The 23,872-nt window shown below is 74.5% G+C and carries 16 protein-coding genes and 1 pseudogene; 11 read left to right on the plus strand and 6 right to left on the minus strand.

All coding sequences use genetic code 11. From position 1 onward, the window contains the following. Nucleotides 1–100 precede the first annotated feature (100 nt). Nucleotides 101–1,207, plus strand: a complete 1,107-nt coding sequence (locus ACQ95T_RS19090; protein ID WP_431473310.1) for a hypothetical protein — start codon at nucleotides 101–103, stop codon at nucleotides 1,205–1,207. Between the two features lie 39 nt (nucleotides 1,208–1,246). On the opposite strand, the gene ACQ95T_RS19095 is transcribed toward ACQ95T_RS19090, so the two are convergent. Both ACQ95T_RS19095 and ACQ95T_RS19100 read right to left on the minus strand, forming a co-directional pair. Beyond that, nucleotides 1,247–3,340: a glycosyltransferase family 4 protein gene (locus tag ACQ95T_RS19095; protein ID WP_431473311.1), complete on the minus strand. Its 2,094-nt coding sequence runs from the start codon at nucleotides 3,338–3,340 to the stop codon at nucleotides 1,247–1,249. A 65-nt stretch (nucleotides 3,341–3,405) separates the two neighbouring features. Next, complete coding sequence (locus ACQ95T_RS19100; RefSeq protein WP_425943388.1) at nucleotides 3,406–4,473, minus strand: inositol-3-phosphate synthase; 1,068 nt, start codon at nucleotides 4,471–4,473, stop codon at nucleotides 3,406–3,408. A gap of 192 nt (nucleotides 4,474–4,665) precedes the next feature. On the opposite strand from ACQ95T_RS19100, the gene ACQ95T_RS19105 reads away from it, so the two are divergent. Both ACQ95T_RS19105 and ACQ95T_RS19110 read left to right on the plus strand, forming a co-directional pair. Beyond that, entirely contained in the window at nucleotides 4,666–7,068 is a 2,403-nt protein-coding gene (locus ACQ95T_RS19105; protein ID WP_431473312.1) for a transglycosylase domain-containing protein, read from the plus strand. A gap of 543 nt (nucleotides 7,069–7,611) precedes the next feature. After that, nucleotides 7,612–8,442, plus strand: a complete 831-nt coding sequence (locus ACQ95T_RS19110; RefSeq protein WP_431473313.1) for a hypothetical protein — start codon at nucleotides 7,612–7,614, stop codon at nucleotides 8,440–8,442. Here the strand turns inward: ACQ95T_RS19110 and ACQ95T_RS19115 are convergent. The 4 genes from ACQ95T_RS19115 to ACQ95T_RS19130 form a co-directional block, all read right to left on the minus strand. After that, nucleotides 8,357–10,579 (minus strand): acyltransferase family protein, encoded by a 2,223-nt coding sequence (locus ACQ95T_RS19115; protein WP_431473314.1) that lies wholly within the window; start codon nucleotides 10,577–10,579, stop codon nucleotides 8,357–8,359. The genes ACQ95T_RS19110 and ACQ95T_RS19115 overlap by 86 nt on opposite strands. A 267-nt stretch (nucleotides 10,580–10,846) precedes the next feature. Next, nucleotides 10,847–11,146: a hypothetical protein gene (locus ACQ95T_RS19120; RefSeq protein WP_431473315.1), complete on the minus strand. Its 300-nt coding sequence runs from the start codon at nucleotides 11,144–11,146 to the stop codon at nucleotides 10,847–10,849. Nucleotides 11,147–11,485: 339 nt separating this feature from the next. Next, nucleotides 11,486–13,105 carry an HDIG domain-containing metalloprotein gene (locus ACQ95T_RS19125; protein WP_431473863.1) on the minus strand — a complete coding sequence of 540 codons (1,620 nt, stop codon included), beginning with the start codon at nucleotides 13,103–13,105 and terminating at the stop codon, nucleotides 11,486–11,488. Next, the gene (locus tag ACQ95T_RS19130) at nucleotides 13,096–13,278 is read right to left on the minus strand and encodes a hypothetical protein (RefSeq protein WP_431473316.1); all 183 of its coding nucleotides are present in this window, start codon (nucleotides 13,276–13,278) and stop codon (nucleotides 13,096–13,098) included. The genes ACQ95T_RS19125 and ACQ95T_RS19130 overlap by 10 nt, the downstream gene beginning before the upstream one ends. Nucleotides 13,279–13,358: 80 nt before the next feature. Between ACQ95T_RS19130 and ACQ95T_RS19135 the strand changes: the two genes are divergently transcribed. From ACQ95T_RS19135 to trxA, 8 genes and pseudogenes are all read left to right on the plus strand, one after another. Beyond that, nucleotides 13,359–13,847 (plus strand): NUDIX domain-containing protein, encoded by a 489-nt coding sequence (locus ACQ95T_RS19135; protein ID WP_431473317.1) that lies wholly within the window; start codon nucleotides 13,359–13,361, stop codon nucleotides 13,845–13,847. A gap of 73 nt (nucleotides 13,848–13,920) precedes the next feature. Further along, nucleotides 13,921–14,865, plus strand: coding sequence for a hypothetical protein (locus ACQ95T_RS19140; protein WP_431473318.1), 945 nt, complete (start codon nucleotides 13,921–13,923; stop codon nucleotides 14,863–14,865). Between the two features lie 316 nt (nucleotides 14,866–15,181). Further along, on the plus strand, nucleotides 15,182–16,756 hold the full coding sequence (locus ACQ95T_RS19145) for a DUF6049 family protein (RefSeq protein WP_431473319.1): 1,575 nt from the start codon (nucleotides 15,182–15,184) through the stop codon (nucleotides 16,754–16,756). Nucleotides 16,757–17,177: 421 nt separating this feature from the next. After that, nucleotides 17,178–20,480 carry a murein biosynthesis integral membrane protein MurJ gene (locus ACQ95T_RS19150; protein ID WP_431473320.1) on the plus strand — a complete coding sequence of 1,101 codons (3,303 nt, stop codon included), beginning with the start codon at nucleotides 17,178–17,180 and terminating at the stop codon, nucleotides 20,478–20,480. A gap of 57 nt (nucleotides 20,481–20,537) precedes the next feature. Next, nucleotides 20,538–21,059 carry an RNA polymerase sigma factor SigM gene (sigM, locus tag ACQ95T_RS19155; RefSeq protein ID WP_425943397.1) on the plus strand — a complete coding sequence of 174 codons (522 nt, stop codon included), beginning with the start codon at nucleotides 20,538–20,540 and terminating at the stop codon, nucleotides 21,057–21,059. 217 nt (nucleotides 21,060–21,276) lie between these two features. Then, complete coding sequence (locus ACQ95T_RS19160) at nucleotides 21,277–22,221, plus strand: hypothetical protein (RefSeq protein ID WP_425943398.1); 945 nt, start codon at nucleotides 21,277–21,279, stop codon at nucleotides 22,219–22,221. A gap of 185 nt (nucleotides 22,222–22,406) precedes the next feature. After that, nucleotides 22,407–23,419, plus strand: a pseudogene (gene trxB / locus ACQ95T_RS19165) (thioredoxin-disulfide reductase). Between the two features lie 87 nt (nucleotides 23,420–23,506). Next, the gene (trxA, locus tag ACQ95T_RS19170) at nucleotides 23,507–23,830 is read left to right on the plus strand and encodes a thioredoxin (RefSeq protein WP_425943400.1); all 324 of its coding nucleotides are present in this window, start codon (nucleotides 23,507–23,509) and stop codon (nucleotides 23,828–23,830) included. The last annotated feature ends 42 nt before the right edge of the window (nucleotides 23,831–23,872 follow it).

The following is a 23,872-nucleotide window of genomic DNA, read 5'->3' on the forward strand; positions in this document are numbered from 1 at the left end:
TCGACGACCCAGGAGACCGACGTGCCGGTGGCGCACGCCCCCGCGCGGGACCTGGTCGTGTCCTACTGCTTCCCCCCCTACGCCGGACACCTCCTCGATCGTGGCCGCCAAACGGGTCCGTGAGCGGGGACGGCCGGTCGACGTGCTGTCGAACGCGATGGCCGGGTTCCGTCCCACAGACCCGACGCTGGAGCAGATCGCCGGCGACCTGGTCCGGCGCCGGTCCGAGGTGGCCTCCCCCACCCACTTCGCGTCCTGGTCGTCCATGTCCAGGTTCTCCGCGCTGGGCATCCAGCAGGCCCTGGCCTGGGACCGGGAGGGGGACGGCTACGAGCGTCTCTACAGCCGCGCACAGTTCGCCGCGAGCCACGTCCTGGCCGCCCGGTTCGTGATCGTCCGGCCGGAGGTTCGCTGGACCGCGGAGTTCTCCGATCCCCTGTCCCACGCCGTGGACGGCTCGGTGCGGCGGTCGACGGCAGGTGACGGCGCCCTCCTGCGGCGTTTCGGCGAGCGGATCCGGGCCGCCGGTTTCGAGCCGCCTGCGACGGGGAACTCCTTCGACTGGGCCGAGCACGTGGCCTACGCGCTCGCCGACGAGATCCTGTTCACCAACGAACGGCAGCTGGAGCTCATGGCGGCCGCCATCCCGGACCGCGCCCTGGCGGCGCGGGTGCTCCGCACGGCGGTCGTCTCACCACACCCGACCCTGCCCCCGTCCTTCTACTCCATCGCGACACCGGGTTACGAGCTGGAGCCCGGGGTGCGGCACCTGGCCTACTTCGGCAACTTCTACGCCAGCCGCGACCTGGACACGGTCCTGGACGGGCTGGGGGCCCTGCCGCTGCACCTGCGCGACCGGCTCCGGCTGCACACCTTCGCCGGCGACAGGGCCGCGCTGCACGCCCGCATCGAGGCGGGCGGGCTGGGCCCGTGGGTGCGGACCCATCCGTTCGTGGGCTACCTGGAGTTCCTCGCCCTGTCCCGGGCGATGGACGTGCTGGTGGTCAACGACGCCGTCACCAGCGGTCAGCTCGCGGTCAACCCCTACCTACCCTCGAAGTGGAGCGACTACCGCGGGAGCGGGACACCGGTGTGGGGCCTGGTGGAGGCCGGGTCCCCGTTGTCCGGGCAGCCGCTCGACCACCGCTCCCCCGTCGGGCACACGACGGCTGCGGCCCAGGTGCTGGCCAGGATCGCCTGCGCCTGACGCGACGCCGTCATCGGCTCCTCCGGGCCGGTCTGCGCACTACCCACCTTCCAGCACCACCCGGCGCAGGGTCTCCATCGTGTCCCCGGGGTCGAAGCGGTACAGCACGTCGGCGCGCGCTTCCTGCGAGGCGGTCGTCCAGGCCGGGTCGTCGGCGTGCTCCCGGATCCGGTCCACCGCCTCCTCGACGGTGTCCACCACCCACTCCGGCGGGAACAACCGTCGGGCGCCGTCCAGGGTGGCGAACATCGGCCAGTTGCGCACGACCGGAACCGCTCCCGAGGCCGCCCCCTCGGCCAGGCCCACGCCGAAGGACTCCCGCCGGCTGGTGCTCAGGACGAAACCGGCCGCGGCCAGGTGGGGGCGAAGGTCGTCGGTCCAGCCCACGAAGTCCACCGCGTCCCGGACGTCCTCGTGGAGCAGCCGGGCGACGAACTCGTCGGCGTACCGCTGGGTGGTGGTCACGTCGTTGCGGAGGAAGTCGGCCCCCACCAGCGTGAGACGCCACTCCGGGTCGTCCGCGCGCAGCGAAGCCAGGACCTGCAGGGCCCACAGGGGGTCCTTCACCCGCTGGGCCCAGCCGATCATGAGCAACCGCCGGCGGTGACCCTCCACCTTGCCGTCCGGCACCCGGGTCAGATCCAGGACGTTGGGCACCACGTGCACGCGCGTCCGCCGCAGGCGTCCACCCAGGATCCCGACGACGACGTCCCGCAGGTGGTCGCTGACCAGCACCAGGTCCCGCACCCGGGTCCAGTCGATGAGGTGGATCCAGGCTGACAGGGCGTCCATGCTGTGGATCCGCAGCACGACCGGCAGGCCCTCCGGGGCCGTCATCACCAGCTCCAGCGCTCCCCGGTCGGCCCAGTCGTCGACGAAGGCGACGTCGCACCGCTCCAGCTCTGCCCGCAGCTCCAGGTCGGTGGTGTGTCGACGACCCAGCGCCTGCCGCAGACGCTTCTCCACCAACGTCTTGCTCACCCCCAGCCACCTGAGGTCGGGTCTGGCGGCCAGCTCCACCAGCCGCACGTCCGCCCCCTCGCCCAGCGCGTCCGCGACACCCGTGGCGAACTGGCCGAACGTGCCGGGGGAGAGCAGGACGAGCGGCCTGGTCCCGTCGCCGGCCGGGGGCGTGACCCGGTCACCCGGTCGGAGAGGCGGTTCCTGCGGGACGGCCTCCCCCAGCAGCGCCCCCACCCTCGAGGCGCGCAGGTCGGCGAGGAAACCGTCGGGGTCCTCCACGAGCGGGGAGGACAGCTCGTCCGCGTGCAGCTCACGGTGGAACAGCAGCTGCAGGGCGAGCGTGGCCAGCTCGACGGCCTGCCCCAGCCTTCCCCGCTCCAGCGAGTCGTCGGCCCTGCGCAGCAGCTCGGCGGACGCCTCGCGCAGGTCCTCGTCGGCCGCCCCGTCGGCCGACGTCCGGACCAGCGCCTGCAGCCCGCGGCGCATCGCCGCCTCCCCCTCGTCCGGGGCCGCGCCGGGCAGGAGGTGTTCCACCAGCCGTCGCGCCACCGCATACCGTCCGGACCGGTGCAGCTCACGGACCAGGGGAAGCAGGTGGCCCTGCTGCTCCGGGGGCACCCGACCCCCGAGCAGGTCGATGCGGGCGAGCAGGTCCTCGGCGACCTCCGCGTCCAGGGTGCCGCCCTCCTGGAGCTCCTTGTCGAGGAGCTTCCAGGTGTTGGCCACGCCCCGCCACCACGCGAGCTCCTCGGGTCCGACCCGGGGACGGCCAGCCGCGACCTGGTCCTCGGCCGCCGAGGCCTCGCTGCCGACGACGACCACGGCCGTGGCCCCGGCGACCACGGAGACGGCCTCGGTGTCGGCCTGCAGGACCGCGGGGAACCCGGGCTCCTCGACGCGCCCGGCGAGCCGGCGCACGGCGCGGACGGGGGAGGGCGCTCCTGCCGGGGGCACCACCTGGCGACGGGTCGGGAAGGACCGCAACCGCTCACCCGGCTCGCCGCGCCACCACACGAGGACGACCTCGTGCCCGGCCCGGGAGATGCCCCTCAGGGGTCGCGCGACCTCGTCGAGCTCCGCCGCGTCGGCGGCGACGGCCACCACCCGGCAGGTGGAGGTCGTGGGGACCACACCACCGTCGAACGGTGCGAGGTTCTCGGTGATGGTCACGGCACGACGATAGGCGAACCGGCCCGCGTCGGTGCGGCCACCGCGGTCCCGTCCGCGCCTCCGGATCAGCCCCGGATGAACGCCTCGACCTCGGCGCGCCCCAGGTCGTCGTGCATCTGCACGGGCGGGGACTTCATCAGGTAGGCCGAGGCACCGATGACCGGGCCGCCCTGGCCGCGGTCCTTGGCGATCTTGGCGGCGCGGATGGCGTCGATGATGATGCCGGCCGAGTTGGGCGAGTCCCACACCTCGAGCTTGTACTCCAGGCTCAGCGGCACGTCGCCGAAGGCGCGGCCCTCCAGGCGGACGTAGGCCCACTTGCGGTCGTCCAGCCACTGCACGTAGTCCGAGGGGCCGATGTGCACGTCGCGGTCGGCGAACTGGTGGGCGACGTTGGAGGTCACCGCCTGCGTCTTGGAGGTCTTCTTGGACTCCAGCCGCTCGCGCTCGAGCATGTTCTTGAAGTCCATGTTGCCGCCGACGTTGAGCTGGTAGGTGCGGTCAAGCGCCACGCCCCGGTCCTCGAACAGCTTGGCCATGACCCGGTGGGTGATGGTGGCGCCCACCTGGCTCTTGATGTCGTCCCCGACGATCGGCACGCCGGCGTCCTCGAACTTCTTGGCCCACACCGGGTCGGAGGCGATGAAGACCGGGAGGGCGTTGACAAAGGCCACCCCGGCGTCGATCGCGCACTGGGCGTAGAACTTGTCCGCCTCCTCGCTGCCGACCGGTAGGTAGGACACGAGCACGTCGACCTCGGCGTCCTTGAGGACCTCGACGACGTCGACGGGTTCGGCGTCGGACTCCTCGATGGTCAGGCTGTAGTACTTGCCCAGACCGTCGAGGGTCGGCCCGCGCTGGACCGTGATGCCGGTCTGCGGGACGTCGGCGATCTTGATGGTGTTGTTCTCGCTGGCACCGATCGCGTCCGCCAGGTCGGTCCCGACCTTCTTGGCGTCGACGTCGAAGGCGGCCACGAACTCGACGTCGCGGACGTGGTACTCGCCGAACTGCACGTGCATCAGCCCCGGGACGGGGGCCGACGGGTCGGCGTCCTTGTAGTACTCCACACCCTGGACCAGGGAGCTGGCACAGTTGCCCACCCCCACGATCGCCACGCGCACCGACGTCATACATCTCTCCTTGAGGCTCACTGCTGGGTCAGCCCGACGGGGCTGACCGGAAAACGACTCTCCAGGGCGCCCGCAGGGCCCCGGCACGACAGAGGCGGTCCCGCACAGGGCCGCCCCCTCCGCGACGGTCAACGGCCCAGCCTACCCGGGCATTCCGGCAGGGCCGTCAGGGGACGCAGGCACAATGGGGCGGTGAGCACCTCCCGCACCCAGCCCGCCCGACGCTCGGCGAAGGGCCGACGCCGTCGCCGTCCCGGCCGTCTGCGTCGCGTCCTGCTGTGGCTTCTCGGCCTCGGCCTGCTGGCCGTCCTGCTCGTCGTGGCCGCCGTGGCGTACGCCTACGCGCGCACCGACGTACCCGAGCCCAACGACTTCGCCGAGGCCCAGAGCACCATCCTCTACTACGCCGACGGCGAGACCGAGATGGCCCGCTTCACCGGCGGTTTCGACCGGGAGTCCGTGCCTCTGGAGGAGGTGCCGGAGCACGTGCAGCAGGCCGTGCTGGCCGCCGAGGACCGCTCGTTCTACGAGAACGAGGGCATCTCGGTCACCGGTCTGGCGCGGGGCGCCTGGCGCACGCTGCGCGGCGACGGCGTGCAGAGCGGGTCGACGACGATCACCCAGCAGTACGTCAAGAACTACTACCTCACCCAGGAGCAGACGCTGGAGCGCAAGTTCCGCGAGCTGGTCATCTCGGTGAAGATCGACAACGAGCAGTCCAAGGACCAGATCCTGGAGAACTACCTCAACACGGTCTACTTCGGCCGGGGCGCCTACGGGATCCAGACCGCCAGCCAGGCCTACTTCGACAAGGACGTCTCCGAGCTGAGCGTCGGCGAGGGGGCCTTCCTGGCCGCCGTGACCAACGCGCCGTCGCTCTTCGACCCCGACTTCGCCGAGGGCAACGAGGAGCGCGCCCGCGACCGGGTCGACTACGTGCTGGGCGGGATGGTCGAGGAGGGCTGGCTCGGCGAGGGCGAGCGGGACTCCACCTCCTTCCCGGAGGTCGGTCCCACCCCGCCGTCCACCGCGGTCCAGGGGGTCCAGGGGTATGTCGCGCAGCAGGTCCGCGAGGACCTGCGCGACCTCCTGGGGCTGGAGGACGCGGCCATCGACTCCGGCGGTCTGCGGGTGACCACGACGATCGTCGAGCAGCACCAGGACGCCGCGATCGAGGCCGTCGACGCGTTCGCCCCGACCGGGGAGAACGCCGAGGACATCACCACGGCGCTGACGGCGGTGCGTCCCGGGGACGGGGCGATCACCGCGATGTACGGCGGGGAGGACTACCAGCAGACCCAGCTCAACGCCGCGACCGACGCCCAGGTCCAGGCGGGGTCGCTGTTCAAGCCGATCACGCTGGCCGCGGCCGTGGGCGAGGGGATCTCGACGAACACCGAGCTGCCCGGTCCCAGCCCGATGACCTTCGGCACCGGCGGCGGTGAGGTGGAGGTCCGCAACTTCCGCGACATCTCCTTCGGACTGCTCGACCTGCGCGTGGCGCTCGCCGAGTCGGTGAACACCTCCTACGTGCAGCTCAACGAGCAGGTCGGCCCGGAGAAGACGGTCGAGACCGCGGTGGACCTGGGCCTGCCCGAGGACACCCCCGGTCTGGGGGAGGACCTGACCAACGTCCTGGGCACGGCCTCCCCCACGCTGGTGGAGATGACCAACGCCTACGCCACCATCGCCGCCGAGGGCGAGCGCGCGCAGCCCTACCTCGTCGAGCGCGTCGAGACCGCCGCCGGCGAGACCACCTACGAGGCCGAGCCGGAGACCGAGGAGGGCATCGAGGCGGACGTGGCCGCCGACGTCATCGACGCCATGACCTACGTCATGACCCAGGGGTCGGGCACCACGGCCGGGGACCTGGGACGCCCCAGCGCCGGCAAGTCCGGCACGAGCGAGAACAACGTCTCCGCGTGGTTCGACGGCTTCGTTCCCCAGCTGGCCGCCGGCGTGGTGATGTACAAGGGCGACGGCACCGTGCCGATGCAGGACGTCGCCGGCCTCGACCAGGTCACGGGCGGGACGTTCCCGGCCCAGGTCTGGGGCGAGTTCATGCGCCTGGCCCTGGACGGGGAGGAGGTGCTGCCGTTCCCGGAGCGCGCCGGCGTCGGCGACCAGGTGGTGGTGACGCCCGAGCCCACGCAGGAGGTCGCCCCGACCACGCAGGAGCCGGCCCCGGCGCCGGCCCCGACCCAGGAGACCGAGGACCCGACCACCGAGGAGCCGACGACCGAGGAGCCCACGGAGACCACGAAGCCCACGCAGGAGCCGGAGCCCACGACCCCTGAGCCGACCACCCCGGCGCCCACGACCCCGGCACCGACGACCCCGGCGCCCACCGAGCCGGTGGATCCGGCACCTCCCACCACGGAGCCGGCCCAGCCCACCCAGCCGGCCCCGCCGCCGGGGGACGCCGGTGGAGGCGACGGCGGGGGCGACGGCGGTGACGCGGGCGGAGGTGACGGCGGCGACGCCGGCGGGAACGACGGTGACGCCGGCGGGAGCGGCGGCGGCGGATCCGGTGACGCCGCCGGGCAGCCCGGGGACGGCTCCTCCACGTCGGCGAGGGCCACCCCGGCCGCGTGACCGGAGTCCCGTCCCGCGAGCGCCGACGCCGACGCCGCGACGTGCCCTGGCGGGTGCCGTCGTGGCGCGACCCTCTCGTCGCCCGGGCCACGGGGTTCGTCGGCGGGCCGCTGGGACGGCACGCCGTCGTCGGCCGCCACGGCCTGGCCGGCGTGGCCGCCGCCCTCGTGCTGCTGGGCTCGGGCATGCTCTCGCTCGGCGTCTGGCAGAAGGGCCACTGCCTGATGAAGGGGTGGAGCACCCCGGACCAGTTCTGGCGGGCCTGCTACTCCGACGTCCCGGTCGTCCACGTCAGCTCTCCGCTGGCCGACCGGCTCCTGCCGTGGAGCGGCGACATCCCCTCCAGCCAGCCACCCCTGCCAGGGCTGGTCATGTGGTTGCTCGCCCAGGTCTCCCCGCAGGCCGGGACCGGTCTGGGCGCCCAGCAGGGCGTGTTCGTCGGCTGGATCCTGCTCGCGCTGGTGCTCCTGGGGGCGGGGGTCGTGGCCGCCGTCGCCCTGCGCCCCCGCGACCCGTGGCGGGGCGCACCTGGCGCTCAGCCCGGTGCTGGTGCCCCTGGCGCTGGTCTCGACCGACCTGCTCGGGGTGGTGCTCACCCTCCTGGCCCTGTGGGCGTGGCAGCGCGGACGTCCCTGGCTGGCGGGCGCGCTGCTGGGCTGGGCCCTGCTCGTGCGACCGTTCCCCCTGCTCGTCCTCCTCGCGCTCGTGCTCGTCGCCGTCCGCGACGGCCGCCCGCTGCGTGCCGCCCAGGCGGTCGTCGGGGCCGCCCTCGCCGCCCTCGTCCTGCTCGTCCCCCTCGTCGCCGTGCAGCCCCGCGCGCTGACGGCCGCCGAGCAGTGGTGGTCCCAGGGTGCGGGCTACGGCGCGCTCCAGATGCTGCCCCGCCTCGTCGGGTTCCCCCTCCTGACGACGGCGTCGACCTGGGTGGCCGTGGGCGGCTGGGTCGCCGCGGTCGCCCTGGCCGTGCTTCTCTCCCGGCGGACCAGGCTGGGCGCCGTCCAGCTCGCCGCGGCGAGCACCGCCGTGGTCGCCCTGACCGCACCGTCGCTGTCGGTCCAGTCCGGCATGTGGCTGCTGCCACTGCTGGTGCTCTCGGTCCGCCCCTGGTGGGAGCACCTGGTCTGGGCCGCGGCGGAGACCCTGCACTTCGTGGCGACCTGGTTGCACATCGCCTTCGACAGCGACCCCGGCCGCGGGCTGCCTCCCCTGGCCTACGCCGTCGTCGTCCTGCTGCGCGCCCTGGCCTGGGCCTGGCTGCTGTGGCGGATCGCGGACGAGCGGGCCCCGTTCAGGACGCCGCCCCCAGGCGGGTCCCCTCCAGCAGCACGGTCCGCGCCGGTTCCGGCAGCCGGGAGGCCTCGACCAGCGGCGTGACCTGCTCCTCGACCAGGTCGCGCAGGGAGCGCACGTAGGTGGCCGAGAGGTGGTTCGTGTCCCGCCAGACCACGACGCCGCCGAGCACGGGGGAGCACACGGTCCCCGGGCAGACGGCGTCGTTGAACTCCAGGACGGGCATGCTCGGACGCATCGCCGCCAGCTCGTCCTGACCCACCCCCGAACGCACCATGCCCTCCTCCCGGGGGAAGGCGCAGGCGCTGGCCGCGTCGGGATTGTCGAGCAGGCACTCGGGCAGGTCGAACGGCACGCGGGGGACGTCCCGGACCATCCCCACGACCGCGCCCCCCGCCCGCAGGCTGTCCACCCGCCGGGCCATGCCGGCCGCCAGCTCGTCCGGAGGGACGTCGTAGGCGGCCGAGGAGAGCAGCACCACGTCGGGCTCCAGCGCCGCGAAGCGTTCGTCGACGCCGACCTGGTAGGCGGTGCACTGGTCGTAGGTCCCGCCGCGCTGCCCGGGACGCTCGACCTCCACGCCCGCGGCAGGTGGACAGGAGGACTTCGTCAGCGACACGATCCGCCAGCCACGGTCCCGCCCGATCTCGTCGAGCGCCGTGATCCACATCCCCGCGTGGCTGTCTCCGTTGAGCCCCACGGTCACGTCACCCTCCGGGTCACCCGCCTCGCAGACCCCCACCTCGCTCCCGGAGATGCCGACGAAGCAGCCGTCCGGCTCCATCACCGGGCGGTCGTCGGCCACCTGCTCCAGCGGCACGGCGAGGGTGGGCAGCACGTCGGGGATCTCGGGCTGCGCCGGCGCCGGGGCCGCCGTCGCGGTCGTGGTCGCGGTTCCATCGTCCCCGCCCTCACCGCTGCCGCCCGCCCCAGCGGCGAGGCCGTCGCCGTCGGCGGTCGCCGTCCCGCCGTCGCCTGCGCCGTCACCGGCCTCGGCGGACGCCGACCTGCCCAGGCCGGCCGAGGCCAGGGCCCCGACCTCCCCGGTGCCTCCCGCCAGGGTGCCCGCCCCCAGGGGGGCACGCACCTCGTCCACCACCTGCGGCGTGCGCCACGCGACGGTCCCCGGAGCCAGCGACGTCGGACCGAGGGCGACGAGCGCCATACCGAGCAGCACCCCCGCCAGCGAGCAGTTCAGCCCGAGCCGCAGCCCCCGCTGGGTGACGACGCCGGGCGGCACCCGCCGGGCCAGCACCCGCCCCCGCACCCTCACCGGCTCCTCGACGTACCGGAAGGACAGCCATGCCGGCACCACCGAGACGAGCACGGCGCCCAGCCCCCAGGCCACCGGGAGCGCGTCCGGTCCCCCGCTGCCCACGCCCACGACCGAGGCCGCGGCCGCCACGAAGGGCCAGTGCCACAGGTACAGGCTGTAGCTGATCCGTCCGACCCACTGCAGGGGACGGGCGCGCAGCAGCCGCTCGGGCCCCCAGCCACCTGCGGCCGCCCCGGCCACGATCACCAGCGCCGTGCCCACGGTGGGCAGCAGCGCCCACGTCCCGGGGAAGGGGGTGGTCAGGTCGATGACGAGCAGCGACGCCACGATCATCCCCAGCCCGAGCCACCCCACGGCGGCGGCGGCCACTCGCGGCAGGCGGGGCCACGCGGCCGCCCCCAGGGCGACGACCGCTCCGAGCATGAGCTCGTGGACCCGGGTGAAGGTGACGAAGTAGGCCTGCGAGGGGTGCTCCTGGGTCCACCACCAGGACAGTCCGAGCGACCCCAGGAGCAGGACCGCGGTGAGGGTCCACACCCAGGTGGTGAACACCCGGGCGCGTCCACGCGCGACCACGAGGACGACGAGCAGCAGGACCGGCCAGAGGATGTAGAACTGCTCCTCCACCGCCAACGACCAGTAGTGCTGCACGGGCGAGGGTGCCCGCTCCAGGTCCAGGTAGTCCACGGCCCGGTCGGCCAGCCGCCAGTTGATCAGGTAGGCCGCCGACGCCACGAGGTCGCCGCCGATCTCCCCCCACCGGGTCCGCGGGATGAACGCCACCGTCAGCAGGGCGGTCCCGGCGAGCGCGGTGAGGGCCGCCGGCAGCAGCCGTCGGGCGCGTCGGGCGTAGAACCGCCCCAGGTCCACCCGCCCGCGGGCACGCGCCTCCTCCAGCAGCAGGGCGGTCATGAGGAAGCCGCTGACGACGAAGAAGACGTCCACGCCCCACGAAGCCGCCGGGCAGCAGGGTCACCCCGGCGTGCCAGAGCACCACCCCGATCACCGCGATCGCGCGCATGCCCTCGATGTCGGCGCGGAAGTCGCGCGGCACCGGCGGCACCCGCAGGGCGTGCCGGTAGGCCCGCATCGCCCGCAGGCGCGCCCGGGACGGCAGCGCCTCCTCCCCCGGGGGCACCGCGGTGGCGCCGCCCGTGCCGGAGGTGCCCCCGGGGTCCGGGGCCGCCTGCGGACCGGGGTATGCCGTGCCGCTCACGTCGGGCTCCCGCCGGGGCGTTCCCGCCGGGCACGGGCGTGCTCGGCGAGGGCGGCGGCGAGTAGGAGGGGCAGGGCGACCACGACCCACCAGCGCGGGCCCTCGCCGACGGGACGGGTCGGCACCTCGGCCGGCGCGCTGAGGGTGAGGTCCTCCGGGGCGTCGGCCACGGCGAGGGACGCGGCGGTGTCCGCGGCCAGCGCAGCGAGCCGCGGGTCGCCGGCGCGACCCTCGACGAGGACCTCGGGGGGCCGCCGTCGGCCCGGTCCACGTCCACCCGGACCCCGCCGCGCCACGCCTCCTCCAGCTCGATCCGCTCCTCCACCCGGTCGACGACGTCGGTGCGGGTCAGGTCGACCGCGGCCCGTGCCGCCGAGGAGTCCGACCCGGCGGTGATCGTCGTCGTGGCGGCGTAGACGGCGGGGCGGAGCAGGTCGACAGCAGCGACGGCGACCAGGGCCAGCAGCACCACCGTGACCCACGGGACCGAGAGCAGGGCCTCGCCGAGGGAGCCGGCGCGGACCCGTCGACGACCACGTCGCCGGTCGCGGCGTGCACGGACGGCGCGGGCTCGCCCGGCGTCGGGACCCGGGGCCTCGACCGCCGGCGCGGGGCGCTCCTGGAGGAGGCGGTGTCTAGCCATCCCCCGGCTCCGGGGCGTCGGCGGCGGGGCCTCCCTGGGCGGTCGGCGCGGCCACGGCGCCGGCGGTGCCGGGGCCGGTGCCGGTGCCGGTGCCGGTGCCGGTGCCGGTGCCGGTGCCCTGCAGGGTTGCGGAGGGAGCCTGCCCCACGGCCCGACCGGCGCCGGTGCCGGTGTCACCAGGTGGGGCGGACTCGGGCTGCTCGGCCCACCAGCGCAGCAGCTCGGCCCGGGCGGCCTCCTCGTCGAGCGGTCCCTGGTCGAGCCGGACGGCCAGCAGGTGCTTGTAGGCGCGGCCCAGCACCGGGCCGGGGCGGATCCCCAGGACCTGCCCGATCTGGTGCCCGTCGAGGTCGGGGCGCACGGCCCGCAGCTCCTCGTCGGAGCGAAGACGGTCGATGCGCCGCTCCAGGTCGTCGTAGGCGGTCGCCAGGCGTGCGGCCTTGCGGCGGTTGCGGGTGGTGCTGTCCGACCGCGTGAGCCGGTGGAGGCGCCCCAGCAGCGGGCCGGCGTCGGTGACGTAGCGCCGCACGGCCGCGTCGGTCCACTCGCCGTCCCCGTAGCCGTGGAAGCGCAGGTGCAGCTCCACGAGCCGGCTGACCGCCTTGACCTTGACCGTGTCCTTGTCGAAGCGCAGCGCCCGCAGCCGGGTGCGGGCCATCCGGGCGCCGACGAGCTCGTGGTGGTGGAAGCTGACCCCGCCGCCGGGCTCGAACCTGCGGGTCGCGGGCTTGCCGATGTCGTGCAGCAGCGCGGCGAGCCGCAGCACCAGGTCGGGGCCGGGGACGCGGTCGTCGTCCGCCTGGTCCGTCTGGTCCCTCTGCTCCCTCTGGTCCCTCTGCTCCCTCTGCTCCCTCTGGTCCGTCTCGTCAGTCTTGTCCGCCTGGTCCGCCTCGTCCGCGTCGTCCGTCTCGTCCGCGCCTTCGGGAAGGGGCGGGTCCTCGAGGTCGATGGCCTGCTGCAGGACGGTCAGGCTGTGCTCGTAGACGTCCTTGTGCCGGTGGTGCTCGTCGACCTCCAGGCGCAGGGCGGGCAGCTCGGGCAGCACGTGGTCGGCCAGGCCGGTGTCGACCATGACCTCCAGACCGGCGCGGGGGTCGTCGCCCAGCAGGAGCTTGAGCTTGACCAGCTCGTCGCGCACCCGCTCGGCGGAGACGATGGACAGGCGCGACGCCATACCCTCCATCGCCGCCAGCACCTCCGGGGCCGGCGTGAGCGCGAGCTGGGCCGCGAACCGGGCCGCCCGCATCATCCGCAGGGGGTCGTCCCCGAAGGAGATCTCGGGCGTGGTGGGCGTGCGCAGACGTCCGGCCGCGAGGTCCGCCAGACCGTCGTAGGGGTCGACGAAGACCATGTCGGGCAGCCGCAGGGCCATCGCGTTGACCGTGAAGTCGCGGCGCACGAGGTCGTCCTGCAGGTTGTCGCCGAAGGCCACGAGGGGCTTGCGGGACCCGGGCTCGTAGGCGTCGGCCCGGTAGGTGGTGATCTCCAGGGTCTGCGCTCCCCTGCGGGCCCCGATGGTCCCGAACTCGCGGCCCACGTCCCAGGTCGAGTCGGCCCAGCCCGCCAGGACAGCTTCGATCTGCTCGGGGCGGGCGGAGGTGGTCAGGTCCAGTCCGGGGAGGTCCTGGCGAGGAACGCGTCGCGCACCGGTCCGCCCACGAGGGCCACCTCGTGGCCGGCGTCCACGAAGCGCCCTCCGATCTCGGTGAGCAGCGGGAGCGTGGGGGTCAGATGACGCAGGGCGCGCAGCAGCAGCGCGCCGTCGGCGGTCGGAGGAGTGGACATCGCCCCCCAGGGTAGGCGACCCCGCTGGAGGGCCCGCGAACCTGTGGGCAGCCTCTGGGACGGGTGGTTACAGTGTGAGGATGACCACCACTCCCCGGCACCAGGGCGTCAGCAGACGCCTGCCGTCGGTGAGCGAGACCTCCGCGGGCGGGGTGGTCATCGACGTCCACGAGGGACGGGCGCGGATCGCGATCATCGCCCGTCGCAACCGGTCCGGCCGGATCGAGTGGTGCCTGCCCAAGGGCCACGTCGAGCCGGGCGAGACGCTCGTGGAGACGGCTGAGCGGGAGGTCGAGGAGGAGACCGGGATCCGGGGGGGGCGGGTGCTCATCATCACGCTGGGCACGATCGAGTACTGGTTCACCACCCCCTCCCACCGGATCCACAAGATGGTCCACCACTACCTGCTGGAGGCCACGGGCGGGCACCTCACCATCGAGAAGGACCCCGACCAGGAGGCGATCGACGCCGCCTGGGTCCCCCTCGACGAGGTGCACCGCAAGCTGACCTTCCCCAACGAGCGCCGGATCGCCCGCGAGGCGTGGCAGCGCCTCACGCGGAGCGCCTGAGCACGACGTGCCGCGTCCAGCCCGCCGAGCCGCGTGGGCGGCCCGTCCCCGGGCTGCCGCCCTCCGCGCCGTCGTGCGCCCGCGCGACGCCGGCCGGGTCGCCCGGTCGGTGTCCACCGGTCTCCTGGCCGGCCTGGTGCTCCTGTCCTCCGGGCAGCCCGGAGCCGTGGCCGGACCGGGAGGAGCCTCCTCCCCGCGGGTGGCGGCACCGGGCAGCGCGCCGGTCCCGTCGCCCACCCCCGTGCCGGCCGCCTCGGTCCAGGACGAGGACCCCACCTCCACCGAGGGCGTGCGCATCGTGCTGGACGAGGTCGACCCGGCGGTGGCCCGGGCGGGTGAGCCGCTGGAGCTGCGGGGCCGGGTCGTCAACGACGGGCAGCGGCGCCGACGGCTGACCAGCCTCACCGTCGCGGCGACGTGGGAGCCGCTGGGGACCCGGCAGGCGGTGACCGACTGGGTGGAGGCCACCGACCCCGGCCTCGTCGCGGGCCGCGTCCTCGGGGACGACGCCATCGGTCCGGTCGTGGCTCCCGGTCGTGAGCTGCCGTTCTCCGTCCGGGTGCCTGCGGAGGCGCTGGCGGGGAGGGTCGCCGACCGCGGAGTCCTGGGGCTGCGGCTGACGGCCGAGGACGCCGAGACCCGCACGGACCCCACCGCCGCGGACGCGGTCAGCCTGCGGACCGTCCTGACGGTGGAGGCGTCCCAGGAACCGCCCGCGGTGCCGCTGTCCCTGGCCTGGGTCGTGCCGCTGACGCTTCCGGCCGACCCGGCCCTCGTCAGCCCGGACCCGCAGGTGCGCAACCCCGCCTGGTACTCCGCGGTCGGCCCGGCGTCGACCCCGCGGACCTGGCTCGACGGTCTCGACCTGCCGGGGGTCACCTGGATGGTGGACCCGGCCCTGCTGCGGACGCTCTCCCCCGCGGACTCGCTGACCGGGCCGGGGGAGACGGTTCCGGAGGGACGGAGGAGGAACCGGACGGCCGGCCGGAGGACGGGGGGACGGAGGACGACCAGGTGACGGATCCCACGGAGGACGATCCCTCGCGGACCGCCGTCCCGGCCCCGGCGCCTGCCCCGACCTCGGACCCCGAGGACGGGGCCCAGGGCGGTGCCACCCAGGCTCCGCCGGCCACGTCCTTCCCCACGGCCTCGCCCGCGCCGACCACGTCGTCGGACGAGGCCACCGCCACCGCGGTCCCGGCCCCCGCGCCCTCGCCGGAGGGCGGGGTCGACGACCCCCCGGACCGGGGGACGACACCACCGACGGCGCCGGGACGGGCACCGACGACCCGGACGCCGACGGTCCTGACCTCGACGGCCTCGACGCCGAGGACGTGGAGACGGCCCTCACCCGTCTGCGCGGACGGCTCGCCCGGGTGGACGGACCACGCCTGTGGTGGTTGCCGACCGACGACCCCGACCTGTCCACCCTCGTCGACCTCGGCGTCGCGGACGGCACGGCCCAGCGGCTGCTCGACCGGCAGCCCGTCGACCCGCCCGCCCAGCTGACCCGCCTGCTGCGCCGCGGCACCTCGACGGTCGCCTGGCCGGTCTCCGACGCCCCGTCGACGGACGAGATCTCGACGCTGGCCGGGTGGTGGGACGCCCGCACCGACCCCGACGAGGGACCCGGCGCAGGGAGCCTTCTGCCGGCGGACGACGGCGGCAGCGTGCTCGAAGGGGTCGTGGTTCCACGTGAATCCTTGACGGGCAGCTCGACCGCACCGGTGGGTGCTGCCGCGGTGCCCCTCGCCGACGTGCCGGGAGTGACCGCCCTCGGGAGCGACTCCCGCATGGCCGGCCTGCTGGCCGACGCCGGTCCGGACACCGCCCAGGTCGGCGCCGGAGCGGTCACGCAGCGCCTGCTCGCGGACACCCTCGCCGCCCACCAGGAGGCCCCTGACACGGCCCGGTCGATGGTCCTGGCGCCACCCCGCGGCACCGTGGTCCCGCTGCGTCTCCTGGACCAGGTGGTCGAGGGGTTCGAGGCCGCCACGTGGACCGAGCCGGTGCGCGCCGCCGACCTGGTGGCCGCCGCCGGGGACCTGCCCCCCGCCACGCTGACCGTGGTGGCCCCGCAGGAGGACGTCCTCGGCGGGCTCACGGCATACCTCGCACCCGCGGCGTCGCCGCTGGACCCCGGTCGCGCCCGCAGCCTGGTGCGGATCGAGGACGAGCTGGACGGGCTGACCGAGGTGCTGGCCGACACCGACGCCGTGCGCTCCTGGCAGCCGGTGCTGCCCGGGCTGTGGTCGGCGCGGTGGCGCGGCGCGCCCGACCCGTGGTCACGGACGTGGAGGACGCTGCGCGACCTCAGCGCGGAGACCCGTGCGCGGGTGCACGCCAACCCGAGCACCATCAACTTCCTGTCCGACCAGGGCCTGATGCAGGTCACCGTGATCAACGACCTGCCCGTGGCCGTGCACGACGTGCAGGCCCGCCTGGTCCCCGACCGAGCCCTGCTCCGGGTCGTCGACCAGCCCGGCCCGGTCTCGATCGGGCCGGGCAGCCGCGCGACCGTCTCCTTCAGCGCCCGGGCGGTCACCCGGGGCCAGACGCAGGTCACCGCCGAGCTCACCACCCCCAACGGCACCGAGCTGGGTGACGACGCCGTCGTCGACGTCCGCGTCCAACCGACCGGCACCTGGATCTACTGGGTGCTCGGCGGCCTCGCCGGGGTGCTGCTCGTGATGGGGACGGTCCGCGCCCTGCGCCGCCCTGGACCGGACCGGGCGGCACCGGCAGCAGCGACAGCCGCGCCCACCACCCCGACCACCTCGGCCACGCCGGGCACCTCGGCCACGCCGGGCACCTCGGCCACGCCGGGGACGCCGGCACCCCCCAGCACGCCGGGCGCTCCTAGCACCCCGAGCACCCCGAGCACCCCGACCAAGGAGCAGCACCCGTGAGCGGTTCGACCTCGGCGTCCCTGGCCCGGTCCAGCGCCGTCATGGCCAGCGGCACGCTCGTCTCGCGCGTGCTGGGGCTGGCCCGTGCCGCCCTGCTGGCGGCCGCGATCGGGATCATCACGCCCGCGGCCAACGTGTGGCAGGCCGCGAACACCCTGCCCAACACCATCTACGTGCTGCTCGCTGCGGGCGTGCTGAACGTCGTCCTGCTGCCGCAGCTGGTCAAGGGCCTGGTCCGCGGCGACGAGGGCCGCGACTATACCGACCGGCTGCTCACCCTGGCGGTGGCCATCCTCGTGGGCGGCACCGTCCTGTTCGTCGCGCTGACCCCCTGGGCACCAAGGTCTACAACCTCAGCTGGGAGTGGGGCGGCCCGGAGCTGTCCCTGGCCATCCTGTTCGCCTACCTGTGCATCCCGCAGATGCTCTTCTACGGGCTGCACACCCTCCTGGGCCAGGTGCTCGCCGCCCACCAGCGCTTCGCGGCGTTCATGTGGTCGCCGGCCCTGGCCAACGTGGTGGCCATCACCGGGATCGTCGTCTTCATGCGGCGCTACCCGCAGGCGGCCGACCCGGCCGCCCTCCCGCTGGAGGCCTGGACCGCCGGCATGATCTGGCTGCTGGCCGGCTCGGCCACCCTCGGCATCGTCGTCCAGGCGGTCGTGCTCGTCCCGGCCGTGCGTCGCACCGGCTTCCGCTGGCGACCCCGCTGGGGGTTCCGCGGGGTCGGGCTGGGGTCGGCCTCCAGGATGGCGGGATGGTCCCTGGCCGACGTCGGGGTGAGCCAGGTCGGCCTGCTCGTCGTCTACAACCTGCTGGCGTGGGTCGCCGTCGCGGCGCCCACGGCTCCGGCACGGGCGGCCTACGACAACTCCTTCCTCATCTTCATCCTGCCGCACTCCCTCGTGGCGCTGTCCCTGCTCACGGCGATCTACCCGGTGCTCTCCCGCTCCGCCGCGCAGGGCGACCTGGCCTCGATGGCCGACAGCACGGCCCGCGGCCTGCGCCTGCTGGGCACGGCGATGGTGCCGATCAGCGTGGCCATGATCATGTTCGCGCCGTACCTGATCCGGGTGATCTTCCCGACGAACGCCGACCCCTCGGCCATGGCCCCGATCGTCATGGTCCTGAGCCTGGGCCTGGTCCCGTACGGCGTCTACCTGCTGTGCGCACGGGTGTTCTACTCCTTCGAGGACGGCCGCACCCCCTTCGGCTTCCAGCTGTCCATCACCGCGATCCTCCTGGTCGTCCTGGTGCTCGCCTTCGTCGGGCCCCCGGAGCGGGCGGCGGTCACGGCGGCCGCCGGACAGGCGACGGGCCAGCTCACCGCCGCCGTCCTGGGCCTGCGGGCGGCCCGGCGGCGCCTGCCGGGCCTCGGGCTGCGCGAGGTCGCCCGGACGTTCCTGGCGGCCTCCGGCGCCGCGCTGCTGGCCGCCGTCCCCACGTGGCTGCTGCTGCGCTGGCTGCCCAGCGGTCAGCTGGACGCCGAGAGCGTGGGGTGGCTGGGCTGGACGGGCACCGTCCTGTCCCTGGGCACCGCCGGTCTGCTCTACCTGGCGATGTATGCCGTGCTGGCCCACCTCCTCGGTGTGCGTGAGCTCGCCGAGGTGGCCCGACCGCTGCTCGCCAGGATCCCCGGGGTGTCCCGACGGGTCGGTCGCGGCGGTCCGGGCGGGGCGGCCGCGGCCCAGGAGGCCACGCCGGACGCGACCGCGGCTCCCGGGGCGGCGGCCCCCGGCACACTAGGCTGGGACGACGTGGCCCCGTCCGGGGTCGGCGACCGGAAGGACAGCGACATGGACCGGCTCGAGGTGGGCACCGTCCTCGGTGACCGCTATGCCCTCGACGAGCTGCTCGCCCGCCGCGAGGGCGGCACGCTGGACTACTGGTCCGCCCGGGACGTCACGCTCGGCCGGTTGGTCGCGGTCACCGTGCTGCCGGCCGGCGGGGAAAACGCCGGTACGGCCCAGGCCGCCCTCGACGGAGCCCGCCGGGTGGCCTCCGTCGACGACCCCCGGCTCGTCCGGGTCCTGGACGTCGGGAGCGAGGACGGCCTGAGCTGGATCGTCGAGGAGGGCCTCAGCGAGGCCGAGTCGCTCGCCTCCCTCGTCTCCGAGGCCGCCCTGCCGCCCGAGGAGGCCCGCCGCATCGTCGGGGAGGCCGCCTCCGGCCTGGAGTCGGCCCGGCGTCGCGGCCTGCACCACCTGTACCTGAACCCGCACTCCGTCCTGCGCACGAGCGACGGCACCGTGAAGGTCTCCGGGGTGGGGGTCGCCTCGGCGCTGGAGGGCACCGACGACGTCACCGCCGACGAGGCCTCGATCATCGACACCGCAGACCTGGTGAGCCTGCTCTACACCGGGCTCACCGGCCGGTGGCCGGGCGAGGAGATGCCCGGTGTCCGGCTGGCCCGACGGCTGGCCGACGACTCGCTGCCAGCCCCGTCCGAGCTTGTCGGCGGCGTTCCCGGGGACCTCGACGCCCTGTGCCGGATGGTGCTGGGGACGGGCGCCGACCTGGGACGGGCGCCCCACACCCCGGGCGAGCTGGCCCGCCAGCTGTCCCCCTGGGCCTCGGAGATAGTGCACGGCTCCCGTCCGCCGTCGCTGAGCGCCCCGACACCCGACCGGGGCGGCGACCCGGCCTCGGGGGCGCTGACGGGTGCCGCCGGTGCCACGGCGGCCGCCGCGGCGGCGCACCCGGCCGACACCGAGCACCTGCGCGGCGACGACACCGCCGCGGAGGGCTCCGACGTCACGGCCGTGGTCCCCCGCCCCTACTACCGGGTGGACGACGGCGACGACATGGGTGACCTGCTCGACGCCGGCGCCGACCGCACCGGCGGCCCGGGCCCACGGGTCACGGCCGCGGGAGGACCGGCGGTGGACCCCTCGTCCGAGCGGCCCTCCACCGCCGAGATGCTGGGGGTGCGCAGCACCGGGGAGCGGCCCTCCCCCCGTCGCCGTTCGACGGGCGCCCGGCCCGCCGCCGCCCCCGGTCCCGTGGGGCTCGAGGAGGAGCGCTCCACCGGAGCCCAGACCGCCGTGGTGGCCCTGGTCCTGGTCGGGCTGCTGGGACTGGCAGGGGTGCTCGGCTGGAGCGCGATCCGGGGGATGGGTCAGGACGAGCCCGACGACCCGGCGGCCCCCGTGGCCACCGCGACCGACGACAGCGGCGCAGCGACCGACGACGCGGCAGCCACCACCGGCGCGGGCGGTGACGACGGAGCCGCGACCGACGCCGCGGCCACCACCGAGGCCGGCGAGGCCGCACCCGCCCCCGCCCCGGCCGACGGCGCCGGTCCGACCGTCCAGGGCATCACCTCCTTCGACCCAGAGGGGGACGGGGACGAGCGCAACGACCTGGCCCCCCTGGCCGTCGACGGCGATCCCGGGACCGCCTGGACCTCGCACACCTACCTCTCCCCCGGCTGGGGCAGCCTGAAGACCGGGACCGGTCTGGTCCTCGACCTCGGCGAGGGCGCCGAGGTCTCCGAGGTCGTCGTCGAGCTGGCCGAGGGTGACATGGGCGCGACCCTCTACCTCGCCGACGAGCCGACCATCGACGGCGCGACGGCGCTCGGCAGCGACGAGGCGGCCACCGGCACCTGGACCGTGAGCCCGGAGGAGCCCGCCACCGGTCGCTACCTCGTGCTGTGGTTCGACCGCGCGTGGACCTCGCCCGCCGGGGAGATCGTCGGCGTGCGGGAGATCACCGTCGGCTGATCGACGAGGGTGGTGGCACCGGTGCGGGGGTGGGTGGACGTGGACGACGCGGAGCTCATGCGTCTGCACCAGGCCGGGGACCCGGACGCCTTCGGTGAGATCTTCCGCCGGCACAAGGACCGCATGTGGGCCCTGGCCCTGCGCACCACCCGGGACCCGGAGGTGGCCGCCGACGCCGTCCAGGACGCCTTCCTGAACGCCTTCCGGCGGGCCGGCACCTTCCGCGGGGATGCCCGGGTGACCACCTGGCTGCACCGGATCACGGTCAACGCGTGCCTGGACCGGCTGCGCCGCGTGCGTCCCACCCTGGACATCGCCGACCACGAACCGGTGGAGCCGCGCGACGGTCACCACGCCGTCGACGTCCGGCTGGACGTGCGGGCCGCCCTGGCGCAGCTGCCGCAGGGCCAGCGGCTGGCCCTGACGCTGGTCGACATGCACGGGCTCTCCGTGGCCGAGGCCGCCGCGGTGCTCGAGGTCGCCGAGGGCACCGTGAAGTCCCGCTGCTCCCGCGGCCGGGAGGCCATGGCGCGGCTGCTGCGGCCGACGGCGGACGGCGCCCCGGAGGGTCGGCGATGAGCGCCCCGCGACGTGCTGCGGCCCGGGCCCGATCCTCCCCCCGGCCCGCCACGAGGTCCTCGGCCTCCGGAACGCACCCGTCGGGAACCGTGGCGCCGGGCCGCTCGTCCTACACCCGTGGGCCGGACCCGGCCCGCCACCACCGTGCCGGACCCCCCGGCCGGTCCGCCCCCGGCCGGAGCACCCCGGCCCGTACGTCGCGCGAGGAGGCCGCCCTGTGACGCCCACCGACGCATCGCACCCCGGTTCCTCCGGTCCCGGCTCCGAGGCGGACCCCACCGGTATCCGTGCGCTGCTGTCCTCCCTGCCCGACCCGGGTCCGATGCCGGAGGACCTGGTCCGCCGGATCGAGGCCAGGCTGGCCGTCGAGGCCCACGCCGCTGCTCGGCCCTCGTCCCGACCCCGGCCCGCGGACCACCTCGTGGACCTGGCTGCCGAACGCTCCCACCGCCGTCCTGGCCGGGCCGTGGCCATCCTGGGCGTGGCGGCCGCCGGACTGCTCGCCACCACCGTTGGTCTGGGCCAGGCCCTCGACGGAGGCATCTTCGGTTCGCGCCCCGCGATGGACACCGCGGCCCAGTACCCCTCCGGTGCCGACGCCGCCGGCGCGGGTGGGCAGGCGGACGCTGGTGCCGGGCAGGACGACGCCGGCGACGACGGGTCCGGCGCGGACGAGGACGCCGTCACCGACCAGAGGTCGGGCGACTCCGCGACGGAGATGGACGACGGGGCGGCTGCCGGAGGTGCACAGGGCGGAACCGAGGATGCGGCCGGCTCGATGATGGCGGCCGACGCGCCGAGCCTGCCCGAGGACGTGCAGATCCTGGGCTCGCTGGGCACCGTGACGCGCGAGGACTACCTCGGGCGTGTGCAGCAGGTCGCCGACGGGAGCACCCCGCAGGCCGAGGCGGGGCGACTGACGTGGTCGCAGGTCGCCGGGTGCTGGTCCGCCACCGGTTCCCCCCACCGGTGGGACTCGGTGCACGCCGCCGAGGCGGAACTGTCCGACGACCCCGTCGTCGTCCTCCTGGGCACGTCGGGTGACCGGGGAGAGGCCTTTCTCATGCCGTGGCCCTGCACCACCGTGGCGGAGTCGGCGGGCGACGCCGCCGCGCCTCCTCCGCTGCCGCTGGACCACGCCGCCTGGCCCTCGGACCCCTGAGGGCGCCCGTCCCCGCACGCCGGGGGCGGACCTAGGAAGCCGACCGTCGGGAGGAGCCTCCAGGAGACGGGTCGACCGTGCGGCCCACCGCTCGACGGGCCGGGAACAAGTCGGGCGCGGGCGGGGTTTTGGGAGTACACGATCCGCACGGCCCGCGCCCCGGCGCGCCCTCCAGGAAGGACCTCATGACCAACTTCATCGATCCGGTCGGCCTGACCCCCGCCGTCCAGCCCTCGAGCGACGGGCTGCGTGAGGTCATCATCATCGGGTCCGGCCCGGCCGGGTACAGCGCCGCCGTCTACGCCGCCCGCGCAAACCTCGCTCCGCTCGTCTTCGAGGGGTCGGTCACCGCCGGCGGTGCGTTGATGAACACGACCGAGGTCGAGAACTACCCCGGTTTCGCCGACGGGATCATGGGACCCGAGCTCATGATGAACATGCGGGAGCAGGCGGAGCGCTTCGGTGCCGAGCTGGTGCGGGACGACGTCGTCGAGGTGGACCTCGCCGGGGAGATCAAGACCGTCACCGACGGGTCCGGCCAGGTGCACCGCGCCCGTTCGATCATCCTGGCCATGGGCTCGGCCTACCGCGAGCTCGGCCTGCCCGACGAGCACCGGCTCTCCGGGCACGGCGTCTCCTGGTGCGCCACCTGCGACGGAGCCTTCTTCCGCGACCAGGACATCGTCGTCATCGGAGGCGGCGACTCCGCGATGGAGGAGGCCACCTTCCTCAGCCGTTTCGGTCGCACGGTCACCGTGATCCACCGGCGCGACGAGCTGCGTGCCAGCAAGATCATGGCTGAACGCGCCCAGAACGACCCCAAGATCTCGTTCATCTGGAACACCGAGGTCACCGCCCTGAACGGCGACCCGACCCGCTGTCGTCGATCACGTTGCGGGACACAGTGACCGGTGACACCCGCGAGCTGGAGACCAAGGGGCTGTTCATCGCCATCGGGCACGACCCGCGCAACGAGCTCATCACCGGTCAGGTGACGCTGGACGACGAGGGCTACGTCGTGGTCCAGGGGCGCACGACCGCCACCGACGTGCCGGGCGTCTTCGCCTGCGGAGACCTCGTGGACCACAGCTATCGCCAGGCCATCACGGCGGCCGGCACGGGGTGCTCCGCCGCCCTCGACGCCGAGCGCTACCTGGCCACCCTCGACGCCCACCAGGACGTGGCCGTCGCGGTCTGAGCCTCCCTCGGACCCCTCCTCGACGAAAGTCCGACCCACGGTCGACTACCCTCGACCCCGTACCCGAGACCGAAGGAAACACCACCCATGGCCATCATCCAGACCAGCGACGCCACGTTCACCGAGGACGTGCTCCAGCACGACGGCCCCGTCCTCGTCGACTTCTGGGCCCCCTGGTGCGGCCCGTGCAAGATGATCGCGCCCGTCCTGGAGGAGCTCTCCCAGGAGTGGGGCGACAAGCTGAAGATCGCCAAGCTCAACACCGACGACAACCCTGAGACCACGCGGGCCTACGGCATCACCGGCATCCCGACGATGAACGTCTACCAGGGTGGCCAGGTCGTGAAGACCCTCGTGGGCGCTCTGCCGAAGAAGAAGCTGGCCAAGGAGATGGAGCAGTTCACCTCCTGAACCACCGGGCAGCGCGCCCGACGCGGCACTGAGCCGCGGACC

The sequence above is a fragment of the Ornithinimicrobium carbonis genome, from assembly GCF_050703245.1.
In the GTDB taxonomy this organism is placed as follows: domain Bacteria; phylum Actinomycetota; class Actinomycetes; order Actinomycetales; family Dermatophilaceae; genus Ornithinicoccus.

Coding starts and splice junctions, on each gene's coding strand:
- ACQ95T_RS19100 (WP_425943388.1), bottom strand. CDS start 4,473: ATGACGTCGGTGCGCGTGGCGATCGTGGGGGTGGGCAACTGTGCCAGC.
- ACQ95T_RS19130 (WP_431473316.1), bottom strand. CDS start 13,278: ATGTCCACTCCTCCGACCGCCGACGGCGCGCTGCTGCTGCGCGCCCTG.
- ACQ95T_RS19135 (WP_431473317.1), top strand. CDS start 13,359: ATGACCACCACTCCCCGGCACCAGGGCGTCAGCAGACGCCTGCCGTCG.
- ACQ95T_RS19150 (WP_431473320.1), top strand. CDS start 17,178: ATGCTCTTCTACGGGCTGCACACCCTCCTGGGCCAGGTGCTCGCCGCC.
- sigM (WP_425943397.1), top strand. CDS start 20,538: ATGCGTCTGCACCAGGCCGGGGACCCGGACGCCTTCGGTGAGATCTTC.
- trxA (WP_425943400.1), top strand. CDS start 23,507: ATGGCCATCATCCAGACCAGCGACGCCACGTTCACCGAGGACGTGCTC.